This is a genomic window from Stenotrophomonas testudinis, from assembly GCF_024499815.1.
Classification (GTDB): Bacteria; Pseudomonadota; Gammaproteobacteria; order Xanthomonadales; family Xanthomonadaceae; genus Stenotrophomonas.
Genome location: NZ_JAMOKY010000039.1, coordinates 1 through 23103, shown reverse-complemented (window position 1 = coordinate 23103; position 23103 = coordinate 1). Strand labels below are relative to the sequence as shown.

The 23103-nt window shown below is 66.3% G+C and carries 20 protein-coding genes; 11 read left to right on the top strand and 9 right to left on the bottom strand.

All coding sequences use genetic code 11. The features are described 5' to 3' along the window. Positions 1-74: 74 nt before the first annotated feature. Together NQ204_RS16555 and NQ204_RS16550 are read right to left on the bottom strand one after the other, a co-directional pair. The gene (locus tag NQ204_RS16555) at positions 75-536 is read right to left on the bottom strand and encodes a c-type cytochrome (RefSeq protein WP_079221603.1); all 462 of its coding nucleotides are present in this window, start codon (positions 534-536) and stop codon (positions 75-77) included. A 9-nt stretch (positions 537-545) separates the two neighbouring features. Next, a complete protein-coding gene (locus tag NQ204_RS16550; RefSeq protein WP_116864425.1) occupies positions 546-935 on the bottom strand; it encodes a c-type cytochrome in 390 nt (129 codons plus the stop codon). 207 nt (positions 936-1142) lie between these two features. On the opposite strand from NQ204_RS16550, the gene NQ204_RS16545 reads away from it, so the two are divergent. The 3 genes from NQ204_RS16545 to NQ204_RS16535 are packed head-to-tail and all read left to right on the top strand — an operon-like array spanning position 1143 to position 8907. Then, on the top strand, positions 1143-2306 hold the full coding sequence (locus NQ204_RS16545) for an efflux RND transporter periplasmic adaptor subunit (RefSeq protein ID WP_256644442.1): 1164 nt from the start codon (positions 1143-1145) through the stop codon (positions 2304-2306). Continuing rightward, positions 2303-5827, top strand: coding sequence for an efflux RND transporter permease subunit (locus NQ204_RS16540; RefSeq protein WP_116864427.1), 3525 nt, complete (start codon positions 2303-2305; stop codon positions 5825-5827). The genes NQ204_RS16545 and NQ204_RS16540 overlap by 4 nt, the downstream gene beginning before the upstream one ends. After that, positions 5824-8907: an efflux RND transporter permease subunit gene (locus NQ204_RS16535; protein ID WP_116864428.1), complete on the top strand. Its 3084-nt coding sequence runs from the start codon at positions 5824-5826 to the stop codon at positions 8905-8907. The genes NQ204_RS16540 and NQ204_RS16535 overlap by 4 nt, the downstream gene beginning before the upstream one ends. A gap of 62 nt (positions 8908-8969) precedes the next feature. Here the strand turns inward: NQ204_RS16535 and NQ204_RS16530 are convergent, their stop codons facing one another. From NQ204_RS16530 to ykgO, 7 genes are all read right to left on the bottom strand, one after another. Further along, on the bottom strand, positions 8970-9815 hold the full coding sequence (locus NQ204_RS16530) for a phytanoyl-CoA dioxygenase family protein (RefSeq protein ID WP_256644441.1): 846 nt from the start codon (positions 9813-9815) through the stop codon (positions 8970-8972). 49 nt (positions 9816-9864) lie between these two features. Beyond that, on the bottom strand, positions 9865-11085 hold the full coding sequence (locus NQ204_RS16525) for a TraB/GumN family protein (RefSeq protein ID WP_488192371.1): 1221 nt from the start codon (positions 11083-11085) through the stop codon (positions 9865-9867). Positions 11086-11089: 4 nt separating this feature from the next. After that, entirely contained in the window at positions 11090-11620 is a 531-nt protein-coding gene (locus NQ204_RS16520) for a GNAT family N-acetyltransferase (protein WP_108768609.1), read from the bottom strand. A 14-nt stretch (positions 11621-11634) separates the two neighbouring features. After that, the gene (locus tag NQ204_RS16515) at positions 11635-12522 is read right to left on the bottom strand and encodes a carbon-nitrogen hydrolase (protein ID WP_108768610.1); all 888 of its coding nucleotides are present in this window, start codon (positions 12520-12522) and stop codon (positions 11635-11637) included. A 223-nt stretch (positions 12523-12745) separates the two neighbouring features. Further along, positions 12746-13783: an agmatine deiminase family protein gene (locus tag NQ204_RS16510; RefSeq protein WP_116864431.1), complete on the bottom strand. Its 1038-nt coding sequence runs from the start codon at positions 13781-13783 to the stop codon at positions 12746-12748. A gap of 39 nt (positions 13784-13822) precedes the next feature. Further along, entirely contained in the window at positions 13823-14152 is a 330-nt protein-coding gene (locus NQ204_RS16505) for a hypothetical protein (protein ID WP_108746517.1), read from the bottom strand. A 149-nt stretch (positions 14153-14301) separates the two neighbouring features. Then, positions 14302-14427: a type B 50S ribosomal protein L36 gene (ykgO, locus tag NQ204_RS16500; RefSeq protein ID WP_054656844.1), complete on the bottom strand. Its 126-nt coding sequence runs from the start codon at positions 14425-14427 to the stop codon at positions 14302-14304. 197 nt (positions 14428-14624) lie between these two features. On the opposite strand from ykgO, the gene cmk reads away from it, so the two are divergent. From cmk to galU, 8 genes are all read left to right on the top strand, one after another. After that, on the top strand, positions 14625-15302 hold the full coding sequence (cmk, locus tag NQ204_RS16495) for a (d)CMP kinase (protein WP_116864432.1): 678 nt from the start codon (positions 14625-14627) through the stop codon (positions 15300-15302). Between the two features lie 212 nt (positions 15303-15514). Beyond that, complete coding sequence (rpsA, locus tag NQ204_RS16490; protein WP_012510790.1) at positions 15515-17200, top strand: 30S ribosomal protein S1; 1686 nt, start codon at positions 15515-15517, stop codon at positions 17198-17200. 89 nt (positions 17201-17289) lie between these two features. Next, positions 17290-17595 carry an integration host factor subunit beta gene (locus NQ204_RS16485; protein ID WP_005409286.1) on the top strand — a complete coding sequence of 102 codons (306 nt, stop codon included), beginning with the start codon at positions 17290-17292 and terminating at the stop codon, positions 17593-17595. A gap of 77 nt (positions 17596-17672) precedes the next feature. Continuing rightward, positions 17673-17957, top strand: coding sequence for a lipopolysaccharide assembly protein LapA domain-containing protein (locus NQ204_RS16480; RefSeq protein WP_099821260.1), 285 nt, complete (start codon positions 17673-17675; stop codon positions 17955-17957). Positions 17958-17963: 6 nt separating this feature from the next. Then, positions 17964-19142: a lipopolysaccharide assembly protein LapB gene (gene lapB, locus NQ204_RS16475; protein WP_256644439.1), complete on the top strand. Its 1179-nt coding sequence runs from the start codon at positions 17964-17966 to the stop codon at positions 19140-19142. Between the two features lie 3 nt (positions 19143-19145). Beyond that, on the top strand, positions 19146-20123 hold the full coding sequence (locus NQ204_RS16470; RefSeq protein WP_256644438.1) for an MraY family glycosyltransferase: 978 nt from the start codon (positions 19146-19148) through the stop codon (positions 20121-20123). Between the two features lie 15 nt (positions 20124-20138). Then, on the top strand, positions 20139-22049 hold the full coding sequence (locus NQ204_RS16465) for a polysaccharide biosynthesis protein (RefSeq protein ID WP_256644437.1): 1911 nt from the start codon (positions 20139-20141) through the stop codon (positions 22047-22049). Further along, positions 22050-22931, top strand: a complete 882-nt coding sequence (gene galU / locus NQ204_RS16460) for a UTP--glucose-1-phosphate uridylyltransferase GalU (protein WP_256644436.1) — start codon at positions 22050-22052, stop codon at positions 22929-22931. It abuts the gene before it with no gap. Positions 22932-23103 lie beyond the last annotated feature (172 nt).

Here is a 23103-nt window from a genome sequence, read left to right as displayed (position 1 = left end):
CGCAGCGCGGCGCTCCTGCATTCCGCCGGGCATGGCCCGGCGCTACCCAAGGGCAGCCGAGCATACGCCCGGCGCTACTTCACCCCGTGCAGATCCCGCAGCTGGCTCGGCCGGCTGCCGAAGTACGCGGCCAGGTCGGCGATGTCCTGGTCGCTCAGATCCTTCGCCTGCGGGGTCATCAACGCATGCTGGCGGTCGCCGGCACGGTAGGCCTGCAGGGCATGGGCCAGGTAATCGCCGTACTGCCCACCCAGCTTGGGGTAGGTCGGGTCGATCGGCGCATTGCCGTCGGCACCGTGGCAATCAATGCAGCTCTGGTTGGTCGCTTTCCCCTTCACCTTGGCCCGGGCTTCACCGGCGGCCTCGCGGCCCGGCGGCAGGCCGGCCGAGGAGGACGAACCGTGTTCGCCACTGGCATGGCCGGGATCGCCGGCCGACTTCTCACTGCTTTCCACCTGCGACTGCGAGCAGGCCGCCAGCAGCAGGGCAACGGACAGGGCGATGGCGTGACGCATCGTGTGCGCGGCTTTCGACATGGGCGGGCCTTACTTGACGGTGGACAGGTAAACAGCGAGATCGGCGATCTCCTGTTCGCTGAAACTCATCGACTGCGCCTGCATCGTCGGATGCCGGCGCTTGCCCTGGCGATATTCGGTCAGGGCCTGGGTCAGGTACTGCTGGGTCTGGCCACCGATCTTCGGTACCCGATAGCTGGGGTACGCGTTCTTGTAACCGGTGATGCCGTGGCAGCCCTGGCAGGTATAGGCGAGCACCCGGCCATTGTCGAAGTTGCCGGCCGGAGCGACGGCAGCGGGCGGGGTGGCCTGGGCAGGAGCCGGGGCGGGTGCTGCAGGAGCAGAAGCGGGCTGTGCGGCGGCCCCGAGGGGCAGGAGGACGGCCAGAGCGAGACAAGCGGCGAGCGGCTGCGGGCGCATGATGTCGTTATCCGGGGATTCGGGTCTGGTCGTTCCGGCGTGGGGTACGGAACGACCCGAGTATAGCCTCAGGTTTCATCTAGCTGAAATGGGGGGCGGGCCGACCAGCGGCGTGAAGACACCATGACCTTTGGGATATGGTGTTGCCGTGAAGTGGTGCATTACTTTGCTACCACACCTGCCCACGCATCCTCCAAGGATCTGACGATGTCGCACCCAATCTTCCTGCCCGGCCGCCGCACTGGACTCTGTGCCGCTGCCCTGCTGATCTCCACCTCCCTGCTGCTGGGCGGCTGCGCTGCCGGCCCCAGCGCCGATGCCAAGGCGGCTGAAACCAAGGACGAGAAGAAGGTCGACGCCGTGCCGGTGGAAGTGGCCGTGGCCAGCCACCGCGCCGTAGCCGCCAGCTACACTGGCACCGCCGCACTGGAACCTCGCGCCGAATCGCAGGTGGTGGCCAAGACCTCCGGCGTGGCCCTGGCCGTGCTGGTCGAGGAGGGCCAGCGGGTCACCGCCGGCCAGCCGCTGGTGCGCCTGGACCCGGACCGCGCACGCCTGGCCGTCGCGCAGAGCGAGGCGCAGATGCGCAAGCTGGAAAACAACTACCAGCGTGCACAGAAGCTGGTTGGCCAGCAGATGGTCAGTGCCTCCGACGTCGACCAGCTGCGCTACGACCTGGAAAACATGCGCGCGCAGTACCGCCTGGCCACGCTGGAACTGTCCTACACCACGGTGGTGGCGCCGATCTCCGGTGTGATCGCCTCGCGGTCGATCAAGACCGGCAACTTCGTGCAGATCAACACGCCGATCTTCCGCATCGTCGACAACTCGCAGCTGGAGGCCACCCTGAACGTGCCCGAGCGCGAGCTGGCCACCCTGCGCGCCGGCCAGCCGGTCGTGCTGTCGGCCGACGCACTGCCGGGCAAGCGCTTCACCGGCACGGTGGACCGGATCGCTCCGGTGGTGGATTCGGGCAGCGGCACCTTCCGCGTGGTCAGCGCCTTCAACGGCACCGAGCACGCGCTGCAGCCGGGTATGTTCGGGCGCATCCGCATCGATTACGACCAGCGCGCCGACGCCCTGGTGGTGCCGCGCCTGGCCCTGCTGGACGACGGCGAGCCGGCCGTGTTCCGCGTGCGCGAAGGCAAGGTGGCTCGCGTGCCGGTCAAGCTGGGCTATGCCGAAGGGCCGTGGGTGGAAATCCGCGACGGCCTGGCTGCCGGCGACCAGATCGTCACCGCCGGCAAGGTCGCCCTGCGTGACGGCACCGCCGTGCAGGTCATCGCCGATCCCAAGGCCAACCCGAAGGCAAAGCCGGCTGCGGTCACCGCCGCCGCCAAGCCCGCAGACAAGGCCGGGAGCCAGCAATGAGCGCCCCGGGACACGACCACGGTGCCTCGCCGGCCGGCGACGGCGCCGCTGCCGGCATGCGCGGTGGCCTGGTGGAATTCGCCACCCGCCGCCGCGTCACCATCGCCATGTGCACGGTCACGCTGCTGCTGTTCGGCCTGATCGCGCTGGGCAACCTCAAGGTCAACCTGCTGCCGGACCTGAGCTATCCCACGCTCACCGTGCGCACCGAATACACCGGCGCGGCACCGACCGAAATCGAAAGCCTGATCACCCAGCCGGTGGAAGAAGCCGTGGGCGTGGTCAAGAACCTGCGCAAGCTGAAGTCGGTCTCGCGCACTGGGCAGAGCGATGTCGTGCTCGAGTTCGCCTGGGGCACCAACATGGACCAGGCCAGCCTGGAGGTGCGCGACAAGATGGAAGCGCTGAACCTGCCACTGGAGGCCAAGGCTCCGGTGCTGCTGCGCTTCAATCCGTCCACCGAGCCGATCATGCGCCTGGTGCTGTCGACCAAGGCCACCCCGGCCAGCGATGAAGACGCGATCCGCGAACTGACCGGCCTGCGCCGCTATGCCGACGAAGACCTGAAGAAGAAGCTGGAACCGGTGACCGGCGTGGCCGCGGTAAAGGTGGGCGGTGGCCTGGAGGATGAGATCCAGGTGGACATCGACCAGCAGAAGCTGGCCCAGCTGAACCTGCCCATTGACACCGTCATCAAGCGGTTGAAGGAAGAGAACATCAACATCTCCGGCGGCCGCCTGGAGGAGGGCTCGCAGCGCTTCCTCGTGCGTACCGTCAACCAGTTCGCCGATCTGGAAGATATCCGCAACCTGCTGGTCACCACCCAGTCGTCCAACGGCAGCGCGGCCGATTCGGCCCTGCAGCAGATGTTCAACATTGCCGCGTCCACCGGCTCGGCTGCGGCAGTCGCTGCGGCGTCGGCGGCGCAGAGTGCCTCGTCCGGTGGTGGTTCCAGCGTGGTCGCCAACGGCGTGCCGGTGCGCCTGAAGGACGTGGCCAGCGTGCGCCAGGGCTACAAGGAACGCGAAGCCATCATCCGCCTGGGCGGCAAGGAATCGGTCGAGCTGGCGATCTACAAGGAAGGCGACGCCAATACCGTGGCCACCGCCGAGGCGCTGCGCAAGCGCCTGGAGCAGATCAAGGCCACCTTCCCCGGCGATGCGGAACTGACCACCATCGAGGACCAGTCGCGCTTCATCGAGCACGCCATCAGTGACGTCAAGAAGGATGCGGTGATCGGCGGCCTGCTGGCCATCCTGATCATCTTCCTGTTCCTGCGCGATGGCTGGTCGACCTTCGTGATCAGCCTGTCGCTGCCGGTCTCGATCATCGCCACGTTCTTCTTCATGGGCCAGCTCGGCCTGAGCTTGAACGTGATGTCGCTGGGCGGCCTGGCGCTGGCCACCGGCCTGGTGGTGGATGACTCGATCGTGGTGCTGGAAAGCATCGCCAAGGCGCGCGAACGCGGCCTGGGCATCCTGCAGGCGGCCATCGTCGGCACCCGCGAAGTCAGCATGGCAGTGGTCGCCTCAACCCTTACCACCATCGCGGTGTTCCTGCCGCTGGTGTTCGTCGATGGCATCGCCGGCCAGCTGTTCCGCGACCAGGCGCTGACCGTGGCCATCGCCATCGCGATCTCGCTGCTGGTGTCGATGACCCTGATCCCGATGCTGAGCTCTCTGAAGGGCCGGCCGCCGCTGGCCTTCCCGGAAGAAGCCGCCGCCGAAGCGTGGCGTCCGGAAAGCCGCTGGCAGAAGCCGGTGGCGCTGGGCCGTCGTGGCTTCGTGGCCGGCGTGCGCTGGAGTTTCTTCGCCCTGGCCTGGCTGGTGGTGCGCGTGTGGCGCGGCGTGGTCGCCGTGGTCGGGCCGGTCATGCGCAAGGCCAGCGACATCGCGATGAAGCCCTACGCCGGTGCCGAACGCGGCTACCTGCGCCTGCTGCCCAACGCGTTGGCGCACCCAGGCAAAGTGCTGTCGATGGCCGCGCTGGCCTTCGTTGGCACCATGGCCTTGGTGCCGATGCTGGGTGCCGACCTGATTCCGCAGCTGGCCCAGGACCGTTTCGAAATGACCGTGAAGCTGCCGGCCGGCACCCCGCTGAAGCAGACCGACGCACTGGTGCGCGAGCTGCAGCTGGCCCACGGCAATGGTGAAGGCGTGGCCTCGCTGTACGGCGTCAGCGGCAGCGGTACGCGGCTGGATGCCAGCCCGACCGAGAGCGGCGAGAACATCGGCAAGCTGACCGTGGTGATGGAAGGCGGCGGCAACGCCCGCACCGAGGCGGAGATCACCGAGCGCCTGCGCGACACCATGGGCCAGCACCCCGGTGCGCAGGTCGACTTCGCGCGGCCGGCACTGTTCAGCTTCTCCACGCCGCTGGAAATCGAGCTGCGCGGGCAGGACATGGCCACCCTCGAGCAGGCCGGCCAGCGTCTGGCCGCGCTGCTGCGCGGTAATGCCCACTACGCCGACGTGAAGTCGACGGTGGAAGAGGGCTTCCCGGAAATCCAGATCCGCTTCGACCAGGAACGCGCCGGTGCGCTGGGTCTTACCACCCGCCAGATCGCCGATGTGGTGGTGAAGAAGGTGCGTGGCGACGTGGCCACCCGCTACAGCTTCCGCGACCGCAAGATCGACGTGCTGGTGCGCGCGCAGGAAGGTGACCGTGCCAGCGTGGACAGCATCCGCCGGCTGATCGTCAACCCGGGCAGCAGTCGCCCGGTCACCCTGGACGCCGTCGCCGACGTGGTCGCCACCACCGGCCCCAGCGAGATCCATCGCGCCGACCAGACCCGCGTGGCCGTGGTCTCGGCCAACCTGCGCGACATCGACCTGGGCGCGGCCATGCGCGAAGTACAGCACATGGTGGCCGAGCAGCCGCTGGGTGCGGGCGTCGGCCTGCATATCGGCGGCCAGGGCGAGGAGCTGGCACAGGCCGCCACGTCGCTGATCTTCGCCTTCGGCCTGGCCATCTTCCTGGTCTACCTGGTGATGGCCTCGCAGTTCGAATCGCTGCTGCATCCGTTCGTCATCCTGTTCACCATTCCGCTGGCCCTGGTCGGCGCGATCCTGGCACTGATGCTGACCGGCAAGCCGATCTCGGTGGTGGTGTTCATCGGCCTGATCCTGCTGGTTGGCCTGGTCACCAAGAACGCCATCATCCTGATCGACAAGGTCAACCAGCTTCGCGAGGCCGGCGTGGCCAAGCACGAGGCGCTGGTGGAAGGTGCGCGTTCGCGCCTGCGGCCGATCATCATGACCACTCTGTGCACGCTGTTCGGCTTCCTGCCGCTGGCGGTGGCGATGGGCGAGGGCGCCGAAGTGCGCGCGCCGATGGCGATCACCGTCATTGGCGGCCTGCTGGTGTCGACCCTGCTGACCCTGCTGGTCATCCCGGTGGTCTACGACCTGATGGACCGCCGCGGCGATGCCTACTACCGCGAGCGCGGCCGCAAGCATGCCGGTGAAGGCCTGCACGCGGCCGAGGGTGGCCACCGCGGCGGCGCGGAGGAACCGGCATGAGCGTCGCCGAGTTCTCCATCCGCCGCCCGGTCACCACCATCATGTGTTTCGTGTCGCTGGTGGTGGTCGGCCTGATCGCCTCGTTCCGGCTGCCGCTGGAAGCGTTGCCGGACATCTCCGCGCCTTTCCTGTTCGTGCAGATCCCGTACAGCGGCTCGACCCCGGAAGAGGTCGAGCGGACCATTATCCGGCCGGTGGAGGAATCACTGGCGACGATGACCGGCATCAAGCGCATGCGCTCGCAGGCCACTTCGGAAGCGGCCTCGATCTTCATCGAGTTCAGCGACTGGGACCGCGACATCGCCATCGCCGCCTCCGATGCCCGCGAACGCATCGATGCGATCCGCAGCGACCTGCCCGACGACCTGCAGCGCTACAACGTGTTCAAGTGGTCCAGCAGCGACCAGCCGGTGCTGAAGGTGCGCCTGGCCAGTGCCACCGACCTGACCTCCGCCTATGACATGCTCGACCGCGAGTTCAAGCGGCGCATCGAGCGCATCCCGGGCGTGGCCCGCGTGGACATCACCGGCGCACCGCCGAACGAGGTCGAGATCGCCATCGATCCCGATCGGCTCAGCGCGCACGGCCTGAGCATCAACGAACTCAGCGACCGCCTGCGCACGCTCAACTTCTCGATCTCGGCCGGGCAGATCAACGACAACGGCCAGCGCGTGCGCGTGCAGCCGGTGGGCGAGATCACCGACCTGCAGGAAATGCGTGACCTGGTGATCAACGCCAAGGGCCTGCGCCTGGGCGACATCGCCGAGGTGCGGCTGAAGCCGGCGCGGATGAACTACGGGCGTCGCCTCGACGGCAACCCGGCCATCGGCCTGGACATCTTCAAGGAACGCAGCGCCAACCTGGTGGATGTCTCGCGCGCTGCCCTGGCCGAGGTCGAAGCGATCCGCGCGCAGGACTCGATGCGCGACGTGCAGATCAAGGTCATCGACAACCAGGGCAAGGCGGTCACCTCCTCGCTGCTGGAACTGGCCGAGGCCGGTGCGGTCGGCCTGATCCTGTCGGTCACCGTGCTGTTCTTCTTCCTGCGCCACTGGCCGTCCACCCTGATGGTGACCCTGGCCATCCCGATCTGCTTCACCATCACCCTGGGCTTCATGTACTTCGCCGGGGTGACGCTGAACATCCTGACCATGATGGGCCTGCTGCTGGCCGTGGGCATGCTGGTGGACAACGCCGTAGTGGTGGTGGAAAGCATCTACCAGGAACGCGAGCGCATGCCGGGGCAGCCGCGGCTGGCCTCGATCATCGGCACCCGCAACGTGGCCATCGCACTCAGCGCCGGCACGCTCTGCCACTGTATCGTGTTCGTGCCCAACCTGTTCGGCGAGACCAACAACATCAGCATCTTCATGGCGCAGATCGCGATCACCATCTCGGTCTCGCTGCTGGCCTCGTGGCTGGTGGCGGTCAGCCTGATCCCGATGCTGTCCGCGCGCATGGCCACGCCCAAGCTGCTGCACTCTCAGACCGGCGTCATCGCCCGCCTGCAGCGCCGTTATGCGCGCCTGCTGGACTGGTCGCTCCGCCATCGCGGCTGGAGCCTGCTCGGCATCCTGCTGGTGGTGCTGGTCAGCCTGGTGCCGATGAAGCTGACCAAGGTCGACATGTTCGGCGGCGGTGGTGGCAAGGACATCTTCATCGGCTACATGTGGAAGGGCGCCTACACCTACCGGCAGATGTCCGAGGAAGTGGCCCGCGTCGAAGCCTGGGTGGAACAGAACCGCGAGCGCCTGCACGTGCAGCAGGTCTATTCCTGGTACAGCGAGCAGGAAGGCAGCTCGACCACGGTGACCATCGACGAGAAGTACGCCAAGGACATCAAGGCGCTGCAGGAGGAGATCCGCAAGGGCCTGCCGAAGTCGGCGCGTACCGATTACTTCGTCGGCAACCAGGGCGGCGATGGGGGCAACGGCAACCAGGGCGTGCAGGTGCAGCTGGTGGGTGACTCCAGCAGCATGCTGCAGGAGATCGGTCAGGAAGTGCTGCCGCTGCTGGCCCAGCGCCCCGAGCTGCGCGACGTGCGCATCGACAATGGCGAAAAGGGCGGCGAGCTGAAGGTGCACGTCGACCGCGAGCGCGCCGCGGCGTTCGGCTTCAACGCCGAGCAGGTGGCCAGCTTCGTCGGCCTGGCCCTGCGGGGTGCGCCGCTGCGCGAGTTCCGTCGTGGCGACAATGAAGTGCCGGTATGGGTGCGCTTTGCCGGCGCCGAGCAGAGCAGCCCCGAAGACCTGGCCAGCTACAGCGTGCGTACCGGTGATGGCCGCAGCGTGCCGCTGCTCAGCCTGGTCAGCGTGGACGTGGGTTCCTCGGCCACCCAGATCGGCCGCACCAACCGCCAGACCACCCTGACCATCAAGGCCAACCTGGCCGAGAAGGTCACCGCACCCGATGGCCGCAAGGCCATGGAAGCGGTGCTCACGCCGATGAGCTTCCCGGCCGGCTATGGCTTCACTTTCGATGGCGGTGACTACGGCAACGACAACGAGGCGATGCAGCAGATGGTGTTCAACCTGCTCATCGCGCTGGTGATGATCTACGTGGTGATGGCGGCGGTGTTCGAGTCGCTGCTGTTCCCGGCGGCGATCATGAGCGGCGTGCTGTTCTCGATCTTCGGCGTGTTCTGGCTGTTCTGGATCACCGGTACCTCGTTCGGGATCATGTCCTTCATCGGCATCCTGGTGCTGATGGGCGTGGTGGTGAACAACGGCATCGTGATGATCGAGCACATCAACAACCTGCGCCGCGGCGGCATGGGCCGCACCCAGGCGCTGGTGGAAGGCTCACGCGAGCGCCTGCGGCCGATCATGATGACGATGGGCACGGCGATCCTGGCGATGGTGCCGATCTCGCTGACCAACACGCAGATGTTCGGCGATGGTCCGGAATACGCCCCGATGGCGCGCGCGATTGCCGGCGGCCTGGCGTTCTCGACTGTGGTCAGCCTGCTGTTCCTGCCGACCATCTACGCGGTGCTGGATGACCTGCGCAGTGCGGTCACGCGCCTGATCCGTCGCGCGCGCGGGCTGGACATCGTGGAACCGGGCGCTGCCCGCGTGTAACGCACGACAACGTGTTTGTGGTGGGGGGAGACCGGTCGTAGTGGGGCGGTCTCCCCTTTTTTTCAGGCTTTGCGCAGGAACAGCGTGCGCCGGGTGTACTCATGCCCGAAATCAACATGGCCGAAGCGGGCGATCTCGCGCCGGCCGCGCCGGTAGTAGCGCCACGGCGCCTTTTCCGGCGGCGGCGTCTGGCCATAGAAGACATCCATGTGGCCGACCGGCATCGACTTCGGGGTCACGTGCATCACCACGCTGCGGCGGGTGCCGGCGGACGGATGCGGGGCGCCGCCATGGAACAGTTGCGGATGCCAGACGATCACATCACCCGCCTGTACGTGCACCGGCTGTGACTGCAGGCCGGCTTCCTCGCACTGGCGCGCAACCGCTGCCTGGTAGGCGTTCCAGCCCTCGCTGGCCATCGGGCTGACCGGCCCGTCTCCGAACACCTCGCGACGCAGCGCCTGCAGGTCGATGGGCGGCAGCAGGTGGCTGCCGGGCACCACGCGGAGCGGGCCATTGGCATCATCAACCGCATCCAGCGCCGTCCACACGCCCAGGTACTTCTCGCCCGGCGAGGTGCAGAACATCGGCGTATCGCGATGCAGCGCCTGCTCGGAGCCGCGTTCGTAGTAGAGGCTGGTGTAGAGCGTGGTGGCCTCGCCCAGAAAACGGTCGCAGACGTCGATCGCCGGGTTGTGGGTGAGCAGCCCCGTGATGGCATCCACCACCAGGTGCAAGTTGACCACGCGGTACAGGCGCTGGTGGTCATCCAGGTTACGCGAGACCGCCTTCGCATTGCGCCGCTTGAACAGCGCGATGCGGGCATTGATATCTTCAACCACGGCCGGCGCGATGGCCTGCCGTACCACCACGTAACCATCGCGCATCAGCGCGTCGTATGCATCCATCGCTGTGTTCCTCCTTTGGAAACGAGTGTAACCAGGCGCTGGCGGGGCGTTACCCCGCCACCTTCCCCCATACCTTGCCGGCGGTCAGCCACAGGCCGAGCATGCTGCCTAGGTTGGTCAGCATGAAGGTCAGCACCACACGGGTGACGCGGTTGCGGTACCAGCCCTTCAGGCTCTGCGCATCGTCACGCAGCTTGAGGAAGTCCTCGTAGGCCGGCTTTCGCAGGCGCGCTTCGACCAGCGCCGAGAACGCACCGGTCGGAATGCTCAGGCGGAACGGCTTGAACGGTGCCACTGCGATCGCGGTCAGGATGCTCAGCGGGTGGCTGCCGGCCAGCAGGCAGCCGATGCCGGCCAGGCCGCCGGTGTACATCGCCCACGTCGCCAGCAGTTCGGTGCCCACGCCCAGGCCGCCACGGTAGAAGCCCACGCCCACACCGGTGATCACGATGGCCAGGATGCCCAAGGTGAACCACGGAATGTTGCGCTTCTTCGGCACCGCTTCCAGCTCCGCGCGCAGCGGCACCGGTTCGGCGGTGTCGGTTTCCAGGTAGCGGGCCAGGCCGGCCAGATGCCCGGCGCCGACCACGGCCAGCACTTCGCGCAGCTGCGGGTTGTGTTCCTCACGCAGGCGCGTGGCCATGTAGCGGTCGCGCTCGCCGATGATGGTTTCGTACAGTGCCGGGCTTTCGCTGGCGAACTCACCAAAGCTCGATTCCAGCATGTCGCCTTGCTTGAGCTTCTCGATCTCGTTCTCGCCCACTTCCTCCGAGGAGAACAGGCCGGCGCCGAGACCGGCCACCAGCTTCAGCTTGCCGAAGAAGCCAAGACGCTGCGAGGCGCGGCGGAAGGTCAGGCCGACTTCGCGGTCGATCAGCTGCACCGGCAGGCCGCGCTCGCGCGCCAGGTCCACCGCGCGCTTCAGCTCGGCACCGGGCTCGATGCCCAGCTGTTCGGCCAGGCGGCGCTGGTAGGCCGACAGCGCCAGGTTGGCAGCAAACAGGGCCACGCGGCCCTTGCGGATCACCTCCACCAGGTCCAGCTTGGCCAGCGTATCCGGGTCGCTCAGCGCCTGCAGACGCTGCGGGTCCAGCTCGACCGCCACCGCATCGAAGCGGCCGCTGTCGATGGCCTTTTCCACCGCCTCGACGCTGGCGTGGGACACATGGGCGGTGCCCAGCAGGGTGTAACGCACGCCGTCGCGTTCAACGACGCGCACCGGCTGGCCGGCGAACAGATCGTCGCCGGTTTCGGGAAGGGTTTCAGTCATGGATTCATTCATTGGAAGGTGCGGTGTCGGCGCCATCGCCGAGCGCGCGCTGCATCTGCACGGTGTCCAGCCAGCGGCCGTGCTTGCGGCCCAGGCCCTTGAACACGCCCACCAGGTGGAAGCCGAAGCGTTCGTGCAGCTTGATGGATGCGGTATTGGTCGGCTCGCCGATCACCGCCACCATCTGCCGGTAGCCGCGCGCCACGCAGGCATCGATCAGCGCCTGCAGCAGGCCGGTTCCCACGCCCTTGCCCTGGAAGGCGGCATCGACGTAGACCGAGTTCTCCACGGTCCACTGGTAGGCGACGCGGGTGCGGTAGGTGTTGGCGTAGGCGTAGCCCGCGACCTGGCCGTCGATCTCGGCGACCAGGTAGGGGAAGCCCCGGTCGAGCATGTCGCGCATGCGGCGCAGCATCTCGGCCTGGTCGGGCACGTCGTACTCGTAGGTGTTGACGAAATCGGTGACTTCCACCGCGTAGATCGCGGTGATCGCAGCGATGTCGGCCGGGCCGGCATCACGGATGAGGACGGCCATGGCAGGTCTCCGGCTCAGTCGATGTAGCGCTTGAGCAGGTCACCGTACGCATCGATGCGACGGTCGCGCAGGAACGGCCAGATGCGGCGCACATGCTCGCTGCGCTGCAGGTCCACGTCGCAGACCAGCACGGTGGCATCGGTGCCGGCTTCGGCGATGAATTCGCCCTGCGGGCCGAGCACGTGGCTGTTGCCCCAGAACTGGATGCCCGACGCGCCCAGCGGCGAGGCTTCGTGGCCCACGCGGTTGCAGCTCAGCACCGGCAGGCCGTTGGCCACGGCGTGGCCGCGGTGGCTCAGCACCCAGGCATCGCGCTGGCGGGTCTTCTCGTCCTGCACGTCGTCCGGGTCCCAACCGATGGCGGTGGGGTAGAGCAGCAGTTCGGCACCGGCCAGCGCCATCAGGCGCGCCGCTTCCGGGTACCACTGGTCCCAGCACACCAGCACGCCAAGGCGGCCCACCGAGGTGTCGATCGGGGTGAAGCCGATGTCGCCCGGGGTGAAGTAGAACTTCTCGTAGAAGCCCGGATCATCCGGGATGTGCATCTTGCGGTACTTGCCCAGCAGGGTGCCGTCCTTCTCGAAGACCACGGCGGTGTTGTGGTACAGGCCGGCGGCGCGGCGCTCGAACAGCGAGCCGACCAGCACCACGCCATGCTTCTTCGCCAGTGCGCCCAGGCGCTCGGTGCTCGGGCCCGGAATCGGCTCGGCCAGGTCGAACTCGTCGACCGACTCGTGCTGGCAGAAGTACGGGCCGTTGTGCAGTTCCTGCAGCAGCACCAGTTTCGCGCCCTGCGCAGCCGCCTCGGCCACGCGTGCTTCGATCACCGCCAGGTTGGCGGCGGCGTCACCGTGGTTGCGCTCCTGGATCAGGGCGACGGTAAGGGGGCTGCGCGAGTTCATGCGGGGTGTTCCTGCGGGGGAAAACCAGCATGTTAGCGCGGATGGACGGCGACGGCGTGTCGCGCGCTGAATGGCCGGTGTTGCAGAGCCGAGCCCATGCTCGGCTGCGTTCTGCTTCGATCGCGCGAGCGGCCAGCCGAGCGTGGGCTCGGTTCTACAAAAAGCCAGTCGAGCATGGCTCGACTCTACAAGGGGAGCGCCGGGCGGGGCCCAGCGGCATCCGTCAGGCCTTCAACAGCCCTTCCGGCAGCTGCATGGTGATGCAGTGCAGGCTGCCGTTCTGCCAGATCAGCGAGCGGCAGGGTACCTGCACGATCTCGCGGCCCGGGTGGGCCTGGGCCAGCACGTCGCGTGCCAGGTCATCGGCCGGGTCGCCGTAGGCCGGCATCAGCACCGCGCCGTTGACGATCAGGTAATTGGCGTACGACGCAGCCAGGCGGCGGCCTTCGTCGATCACCGGCTGTGCCCACGGCAGCGGGAACAGGCGGTACGGCTGGCCATCCTTGGTGCGCAGCGCGGCCAGCTCGTTGCCCATCGCCTGCAGTTCGGCGTAATGCGAGTCGGCCTCGTCGTCGCAGGCCTGGTAGACGATGCTGTCAGGCGAGGCGAAACGGGCGAGGGTATCGATGTGGGCGTCGGTGTCGTCGCCTTCCAGGTAGCCGTGGTCCAGCCACAGCACGCGGTCCTGCTGCAGCCAGTCGGCCAGGTCCGCGGTCAGGCTGGCGCGGTCGCGGTCCGGGTGGCGCTCGTGCAGGCACTTCCAGGTGGTCAGCAGGGTGCCTTCACCGTCGGTCTCGATGCCGCCGCCTTCCAGCGCGAACGGAATGCTGCGCACCGGTGCGTCGTTGAACACGCCGGCCTGGTCGAGCGCGCCTACCAGCTGGTCGTCCAGGGTGGCGTCGAACTTGCCGCCCCAGCCGGTGAAGCGGAAGTCCAGCAGCTGGAAGCTGCCGTCGGCGCGGCGCAGGGTGATCGGGCCGGAGTCGCGCAGCCAGGTATCGTCATAGGCCGCCGTGGTGAAGCGGACCCGCTCCATGTCGATGCGGTTGGAGCGCAGCCGCATTTCGGCATAGGTCTCCACATCGTCGTCGGCCACGCAGATCAGCACCGGCTGGAAGCGGGTGATGGCCGCGACCAGCGCGATGTAGGTCTCCTCCACCTGGCCCAGGCGGTCGGCCCAGTCGGTGTCGGCGGTGGGCCAGGCAATCAGGACGCCGCTCTGGGCTTCCCATTCGGCAGGAAAACGAAGGGTCTGGTTCATGGTCTCGCTACACAGGCCCGCCAGCGGCGGGTAGGGGGTTCAGCGGATCGGCGGCTTCGGGCCGATCTCGTTCGGATCCGCCTTGTTGGCCACCACGTCGATCACCTTCTGCTTCTCGAAGTAGACAGTGAACTGCGGGTAGACCCAGCGGTTGATGGTCGGCCACTGGCGCTTCTGCCCGCCGCGCGGCTGCAGCTGCTCGCTCGGCGCGCCGAACTGCGACTGCACCTGCTGCATGCTCTGGCCACGGACGGGCAGGGCACCGGCCGGCTTTTCAGCGGCGCGGTCGACCAGCAGGGTATCGGCCAGCGCCGGCGTGGCGGCGGCCAGGGTGGCCAGGACGGCCAACGTGCTCAGGTAACGCTTCATCTCGATCTACTCCCCAGTGGTCAAGAAAGGCGATTACAGCAAAAAACGGCAGGAAAAAAAGCTGCGTGCAACAAAAAACCGCCCGAAGGCGGTTTTTTGCATCGGGTCGGTCCCGCGTGGGACCAGCCGCGGCCCGGAGGCCGTGAGGCTTAGCGCTGACGCGCCTTGAAACGCGGGTTCGACTTGCAGATGACGAAGATCTTGCCACGACGACGGACGACCTTGCAGTCGCGGTGACGGGCCTTCGCCGACTTCAGGGAGGACAGGATTTTCATGGCATACCTCGGCGTAAACAGTAGTTGTTCGGGTGGAGCGTGGCCGCGATATGCGCAAGACAATCGGCAGTTGGCGCTCGTTCAAGCCCGCCATTCTACCGGGCTTTTTGTCGTCGTTTCAAGTGGTTGCGCGAAAGTCTCTGCGCGGGGCCTTGGGCAGGGGCTAGAATGGCCCCTTCACACGCGCTAGGACCCCCATGAATCCACTCGCTCCCGTCCTGACCATCGACGGCCCTTCGGGGGCCGGCAAGGGTACCATCAGCCGCATCGTGGCGCGCCGCCTGGGCTGGCATTACCTGGATTCAGGCGCCCTGTACCGGGCGGTGGGCGTGGCCGCGAGCTGGGCCGACATCGATACCTCCGATGCCTCGGCACTGGTGCGCTGCACCTTCGACACCCACGTTCAGTTTGTTGAACAGGGTGAATCGATGCGGGTCATGGTCAACGGCACCGACGCCACCGACGAGCTGCGCCTGGAGACCACCGGCGCGCTGGCCTCGGCCATTGCCGCCATTCCTGAGGTCCGTGCAGCCCTGAAGGAGCGCCAGCGCGCATTCAGGGAGCTGCCGGGCCTGGTCGCCGACGGCCGCGACATGGGCACGGTGATCTTCAAGGACGCTCCCTACAAGGTCTTCCTGACCGCCAGTGCCGAGGAGCGCGCCGAACGCCGGCATAAGCAGTTGAAAGACAAGGGGGTTTCTGTTAACTTTGAAGACCTCCTGCGCGAGATCATGGCCCGCGACGCCCGTGATGCCCAGCGTACCGTGGCGCCCCTGAAGCCGGCAGACGATGCTGTCCTCATCGACACCACAGGCATCGGCATCGATGATGTCGTTGCCCGAGTGATGGATCTGCTTCCGGTTCCGGCTGCCTGATCCGTTCGCGCGGGAGTGCCACCAGCAACACCGGTGGTGGTCGCGCATAGCAGTGCTGTACCAGCTCCGTCGCGCAATGATGCGTGGCGGTTTTCCTACTACACACGACCTGCTTTTCCGGGGTCGACCAACAGGCGGGCGGTAACGGTCTTCAGTGGGGCATGTCCCCGGAAGGAAGCCAACCGACCCATGTGTCCAACAGAGTAAATCTAATGACCGAATCATTTGCCGAACTGTTTGAAGCCAGCCAGGCCAACCTGGCCAAGCTGAAGCCGGGCGCCATCGTCAGCGGTACCGTTGTTGAAGTCCGCGGCGACGTCGTGGTGATCAACGCTGGCCTGAAGTCCGAAGGCATCGTGCCGATCGAACAGTTCCGTAACGACGCTGGCGAAATCGACGTCGCCGAAGGCGACATCGTCAAGGTCGCCCTCGACTCCATCGAGAACGGCTTCGGCGAAACCGTCCTGTCGCGCGAGAAGGCCAAGCGCGCGATGGTGTGGGACGAGCTGGAAGAAGCGTTGGAAAAGAACGAAACCATCACCGGCCGCATCAGCGGCAAGGTCAAGGGTGGTTTCACCGTGGACATCAAGGATGTCCGCGCCTTCCTGCCGGGTTCCCTGGTCGATGTGCGCCCGGTGCGCGATCCGGCCTACCTGGAAGGCAAGGAACTCGAGTTCAAGCTCATCAAGCTGGACCGCAAGCGTAACAACGTCGTGGTTTCGCGCCGCGCTGTCGTCGAAAGCGAGCACTCGGAAGAGCGCGAGCAGCTGATGGACAAGCTGCAGGAAGGCGCGATCCTGAAGGGTGTCGTCAAGAACCTGACCGACTACGGCGCGTTCGTGGACCTGGGTGGTATCGACGGCCTGCTGCACATCACCGACATGGCATGGAAGCGCGTGCGCCATCCGTCCGAAGTCGTGAACGTCGGCGACGAGCTGGACGTGCGCGTGCTGAAGTTCGACCGCGAGCGCAACCGCGTTTCGCTGGGCCTGAAGCAGCTGGGCGAAGATCCGTGGGATAACATCGCCCGTCGTTACCCGGCCAACAGCCGCGTCTTCGGCAAGGTCTCCAACGTCACCGATTACGGCGCGTTCGTTGAGATCGAGCCGGGCGTCGAAGGCCTGGTGCACGTCTCCGAGATGGATTGGACCAACAAGAACGTCAACCCGTCCAAGGTTGTGCAGGTTGGTGACGAAGTCGAAGTGATGGTGCTGGACGTCGATGAAGAGCGTCGCCGTATCTCGCTGGGCATGAAGCAGGTTGCCGCCAATCCGTGGGAAACCTTCGCTGCCACCCACAAGAAGGGTGACAAGGTGTCGGGCCAGATCAAGTCGATCACCGACTTCGGCATCTTCATCGGCCTGGACGGCGGCATCGACGGCCTGGTTCACCTGTCCGACATCAGCTGGGCGACCACTGGCGAAGACATCGTTCGCAACTTCAAGAAGGGCGATACCCTGGACGCCGTCGTTCTGGCTGTCGATCCGGAGCGCGAGCGCATCTCCCTGGGCGTGAAGCAGCTGGAGCAGGATCCGTTCGGCCAGTACATGGCTGCCAATCCGAAGGGCTCCAAGGTCGAAGGCGTGGTGAAGGAAGTCGACGCCAAGGGCGCGATCATCGAGCTGGCTGACGGCATCGAAGGTTACGTCTCGGCACGCGACATCGCCAACGAGCGCGTTGACGATGCCACCCAGCACCTGAAGGTCGGCGACAAGGTCGAAGCCAAGTTCGTTGGCATGGACCGCAAGGGCCGCACCCTGCAGCTGTCGATCAAGGCCAAGGACGACGCGGAAATGCGCGAAGTGCTGGAGGAATACCAGTCCTCCTCGGCTGCCAGCGGCACCACCCAGCTGGGCGCGCTGCTGCGTGCACAGCTGAGCGGCAACAAGTCCGAGTAATCGGCCTTACGCTGTACGTTGTTTCCTGGACGGCCCGGGCATCCTGCCCGGGCCGTTTCAGGGTGAGTGACCCCTGATGTGAGCCGGCAATGACCAAATCCGAACTGATCGAAATCCTCGCGCGCCGCCAGGCGCACCTGAAGGCCGATGATGTCGATCTGGCGGTGAAGTCGTTGCTGGAAATGATGGGCGGTTCCCTTTCTGCAGGCGATCGCATCGAAATCCGTGGCTTTGGCAGCTTCTCGCTGCACTACCGTCCGCCGCGCCTGGGCCGCAACCCCAAGACCGGCGAATCGGTCGCCCTGCCGGGCAAGCACGTTCCACATTTCAAGCCGGGCAAGGAACTGCGTGAGCGGGTCAGCAGCGTGCTGCCGCTGGACGCCGATCCGGCCTGAGTGTCCCGTCGCGTCACCGCGTGCGAATACCGCGGCGAGTCGGATAAGCTACGACCTCCTGCCACTGGAGCTGTCGCATGAAAGTTTTTCGTCTGCTGGTCCTGCTGGCTGTTCTGATCCTTGGTCTGATCATCGGTGCCGTCAACATGACGGCCATGTCGATCAACCTGCTGTTTACCCAATTGAACACGTCCGTCGGCGTGGCGCTGATTGCCGCCCTGCTGATCGGTGTCGTGGTCGGTGCTGGCCTGGTGCTGGTAAGCGTGGTCATTCCGCTCTACAGCCAGCTGCGCCGTGCCAACAAGTCGGCGGTTGCACCGTCGGCGCCGGTGGCCCCCTCCCAATCGTTTGATGGACGTTGATCGAAGATGGAATTCGTTTCCGAGTGGTTCTGGTTCTTCCTGTTCCTTCCCTTGGCGGCGCTGGCCGGCTGGGTCATTGGACGGCGCGGCGGGCAACGCCATGGCGACAACCAGGTCAGCCACCTGTCCAGCACCTATTTCCGCGGCCTGAACTATCTGCTCAACGAGCAGCCGGACAAGGCCATCGAGCTGTTCCTGCACATCGCCGAGCTGGACAAGGAAACCTTCGAGACCCAGGTCGCGCTGGGCCACCTGTTCCGCCGTCGCGGTGAAGTGGACCGCGCGATCCGCTTGCACCAGGGTCTGGTCAACCGCAACGACCTGAGCGACGCGCAGCGCGTGCAGGCCCTGCTGGCGCTGGGTGAGGACTACATGAAGTCCGGCCTGCTGGACCGCGCCGAAACCGTGTTCACCGAACTGGCCCAGCTGGACCAGCGTGCACCGCAGGCGCTCAAGCACCTGATCGGCATCTACCAGGCCGAGCGCGACTGGGAAAAGGCCATCGACAACGCCACCCGCTTCGAGGATGTCACCGGCGAGCCGATGGGCAAGCTGATCGGGCAGTTCGAATGCGAGCTGGCCGAGCGCTTCCGTGGCGCCGGCAAACTGGAAGAGGCGAGGGCGGCCATCGCCCGCGCCTACCAGGCCGATGCGATGTCGGTGCGTGCCGGCATCATCGAAGGCCGCCTGGAAACCGATGCCGGCAATGCCGAGGCCGCCGTGCGCGCCTTCGAGCGTGCCGCGCGCAACGATCCCGAGTACCTGCCCGAGCTGCTGCCGGCGCTGATGGAGAACTACCGCAAGGTGGGCGACCTCGGCGGCGCGCGTGCGTTCCTGTCGGAGATGGCCGAGCACTACCGCGGCATCGCCCCGGTGCTGGCACTGACCCGCCTGATGGAAGAGCAGGAGGGTGTGGCTCCGGCGCGCGCCTACCTGGGCCGGCAGCTGAAGGATCGCCCGTCGGTGCGCGGCGAATCGGCGCTGATCGACCTGACCTTGGCCGAAGGCGCGGACTCCACCGCCACCCTGCACGACCTCAAGCACATCACCGACCAGCTGCTGGTGCGCAACCCGGCCTACCGCTGCACGCGCTGCGGCTTCGGTGCGCGTACCCACCACTGGCAGTGCCCGAGCTGCAAGGAATGGGGCACGGTCAAGCCGCTGCTGAACTACGCGGTGCTCTGAGCCATGGCTTGGCTGGTGATGGCCGCGCTGCTGGGGCTGGCCCTGCTCAGCGCCGCACTGACCTGGGCGGCGCGTGGCTACGCGCTGCGCCGCCGGCTGATGGACCAGCCCGGCGAACGCCGCAGCCATAGCGTGGCGACCCCGCGCGGCGGTGGCATCGCCATCGTCATCAGCCTGCTGGTGGCCGCGGTTGCTGCCATGTGGGCGTGGCCGGTGGCGATGCCCAGCCTGCTGGTCGCCAGCCTCGGCCTGGTGCTGGTGGCGGGCATCGGCTGGTGGGACGACCACCGGCCCCTGCCGGCGCTGCGCCGCCTGCTGGTCCATTTCATCGCCGCCGGCCTGCTGGCCGCGCTGGTCAAGGTGCAGGGCGGCAGCTGGCTGCTGGCCCTGCTGGTACTGGTGTTCACCGCCTCGCTGATCAACATCTGGAACTTCATGGATGGGATCAACGGCATCGCCAGCAGCCAGGCGGTCGTTGCTGCACTTGGCTTCGCCATCGTGCTGCCGTGGCCGTATTCGCTTGTCGCCATCGTGCTGGGCCTGGCCTGCGTGGGTTTTCTGCCATTCAACTTCCCGAAAGCGCGCATTTTCATGGGCGATGTGGGCAGTGGCGCGCTGGGCTATGCGGTCTCGGTGGTGCTGGCCGTGGCCGCGCTACGTACGGAAATCAACTGGTTGCTGCTGCTGGTGCCCATTTCCCCGTTCCTCGTGGACGCGGGCTTCACGCTGTTGGCGCGCATCCTTTCCGGACAGCGCTGGATGGAACCCCACACCCAGCACGTCTACCAACGCGCGGTGCAGGCAGGAGCCAGCCACGCCCAGGTAACAGGGATGTACTTTGTTGTAGGCCTGTTCAGCATCACAGTGTTCTATGTTTGCACCAGATTGCAGCCTAGGTGGGAGGCTGTCGTAGCGGTCGCGTGGATTTCCGCGCAGGCCCTGCTTTGGCTCCTCCTGCGCAATGGATTGCGCAACCGATAAGGAATTACGCGAAATATGTCTTCACCCTGGCGGGACAGAATTCTTGGCCTGTTGCCTCGCACGGCCATCGTCTGCCATGACCTGTTCATGGTCTGGGCCTGTTGGCAGCTGCTGCATGCCGGCCGTTACTCCATCCTGCCTGACGCCCCGTCGCTGCCCCTGTGGAACGTGGATACGACGCTGGTGCTGGCGCTGCAGGGCATCGTCTTCTGGCGCGTGGGCCTGTACCGCGGCCTGTGGCGGTTCGCCAGCGTCAGCGACCTGCTGAACATCTTCAAGGCCAGTTTCGTCGGCCTGGTCGCCATCGTCCTGGTATTGGCCTGGAAGCGTTTCAACGGCGTGCCGCTGTCGGTGCTGGTGATCTATCCGTTCGCGCTGTCGGCGCTGCTGGGCGCGCCGCGCCTGCTGTACCGCGCGTGGAAGGATTACCAGGCGCTGCAGTCCGATTCGACCGCGCGTCGCGTGCTGATCCTGGGCGCCGGCCAGGCCGCCGAGACCCTCGTGCGCGACCTGCGCCGGTCGGGCAACTTCGAGCCGGTCGGCCTGCTGGATGATGCCCCGCACCTGCGTGGCGCCAAGCTGCAGAGCCTGCCGATCCTGGGCACCCTCGATGATGCCCCGGCCGTGGCCCGCGAAACCGCGGCCAAGCTGCTGGTCATCGCCATTCCGTCGTTGGATGCGGTGGGCATGCAACGCGTGGTGGCCATCTGCGAGAGCACCGGCATCCCGTTCCGCACCGTGCCCAAGCTGAGCGACATCCTCCAGGGCCAGTCACTGCCGGGCCAGCTGAAGGAAGTGGCCATCGAGGACCTGCTCGGCCGCAAGCCGATCATGCCGGACTGGAACCTGATCCGCGGTTGGCTGGGCGGGCGCACGGTGATGGTCACCGGTGCCGGCGGCTCGATCGGTTCGGAGTTGTGCCGCCAGTGCGCGCGCCACGGTGCCGGGCGCATCGTCATGCTGGAAATGAGCGAGCTGCTGCTGCTGACCATCGAGGCCGAGCTGCGCCGCAGCTTCCCAGACGTAGAGATCGAAGCCGTGCTCGGCGACGTCGGCGACCCGGCGGTGATGCGCCACGCGCTGTCGTTGCACCCGGTCGATACCGCGTTCCATGCGGCCGCGTACAAGCATGTGCCGGTGCTGGAGCGCCAGCTGCGCGAAGCCGTGCGCAACAACATCCTGGCGACCGAGAACGTGGCGCGGGCGTGCATGGAAGCGGGCGTCGAGCATTTCGTGTTCATCTCCACCGACAAGGCGGTCGACCCGGTCAACGCACTGGGCGCCAGCAAGCGCTACGCCGAGATGATCTGCCAGAGCCTGGACCAGAAGTCGACGCGCACCCGTTTTGTGACCGTGCGCTTCGGCAACGTGCTCGACTCGGCCGGCAGCGTGGTGCCGCTGTTCCGCGAGCAGATCCTGCGCGGCGGCCCGATCACGGTGACCGATCCGGAAGTGACCCGTTACTTCATGACGATCCCCGAAGCCTGCCAGTTGATCCTGCAGGCGGCGGCATCGGCGTCGCACGGTGCCATCTACACCCTGGACATGGGTGAGCCGGTGCCGATCCGCGTGCTCGCCGAGCAGCTGATCCGTCTGGCCGGCAAGCAGCCGTACAAGGACATTCCGATCATCTATACCGGGCTGCGCCCGGGCGAGAAGCTGCACGAGACCCTGTTCTATTCGGACGAGGATTACCGGCCGACCTCGCACCCCAAGGTGCTGGAAGCCGGCGTGCGCACGTTCTCGCGCGACATCGTGCTGGGCAACGTGCCGAGACTGCGTGACGCTATCGCCGAGTACGACACTGATACGATTCGGGACATCCTGTTCGCGACCATGCCGGAGTTCTCTCCGATTGAACAGGACGCTTACATCTCCTCCGCTAAAGTGGTTCCCTTTCCGGCACGTGAGGCCAATAGGCACTAAATGAGCAAGCGAATTCGTAAGGCTGTTTTTCCAGTGGCAGGGCTCGGGACGCGCTTTTTGCCGGCAACCAAGACGGTTCCGAAGGAAATGCTGCCGATCATCGATCGTCCGCTTATCCAATATGCCGTTGATGAGGCCATCGAGGCAGGTTGTGACACCCTGATCTTCATCACCAACCGCTACAAGCACGCCGTCGCCGATTACTTCGACAAGGCGTACGAGCTTGAGCAGAAGCTGGAGCGTGCGGGCAAGCACGAGCAGCTCGAGATGATCCGCCACGTGTTGCCCGAGGGTGTGCGCGCGGTCTTTGTGACCCAGGCCGAAGCGCTGGGCCTGGGCCATGCGGTGCTGTGTGCGAAGGCGGTGATCGGTGACGAACCGTTCGCCGTGCTGCTGCCCGACGACCTGATCTGGAACCGCGGCGACGGCGCGCTGAAGCAGATGGCCGACCTCAACGAGGCCAGCGGTGCCAGCGTGATCGCGGTGGAAGACGTGCCGCACGAGAACACCGCGAGCTACGGCATCGTGGCGACCGAGGCGTTCGACGGCCGCAAGGGCCGCATCTCGGAGATCGTGGAAAAGCCGAAGCCGGAGGACGCACCGAGCGACCTGGCCGTGGTCGGCCGGTACGTGCTGAGCCCGAAGATCTTCGAGCTGCTGGAATCCACCGGCACCGGCGCCGGCGGCGAGATCCAGCTGACCGATGCGATCGCTTCGCTGCTGGCGACCGAGGAAGTGGATGCCTATCGCTTCGAAGGCACCCGTTTCGACTGCGGCACCCATCTGGGCCTGGTTGAAGCCACGATCCGTTTCGCGCTGGAGAACAAGAAGCTGGCGAAGTCGGCGCGCGCGAAGCTGACGGAGATGTTGGCCGAAGAGTGAGTTTTTTGGGTTTCAAGCGCTCCGTGCAGCGCCTTGTTCGATACGTGATGGGCGGGATGGGTGGGCCGCTGCAGGACACGCCGTGAACCCGTCCATGGGGGCTCGATGGCGCCTTGCTCGTGTGCGCTGTCCTGCGCACACGGCAAGACCGGGGTTGGGCGTCCTGCCCAAC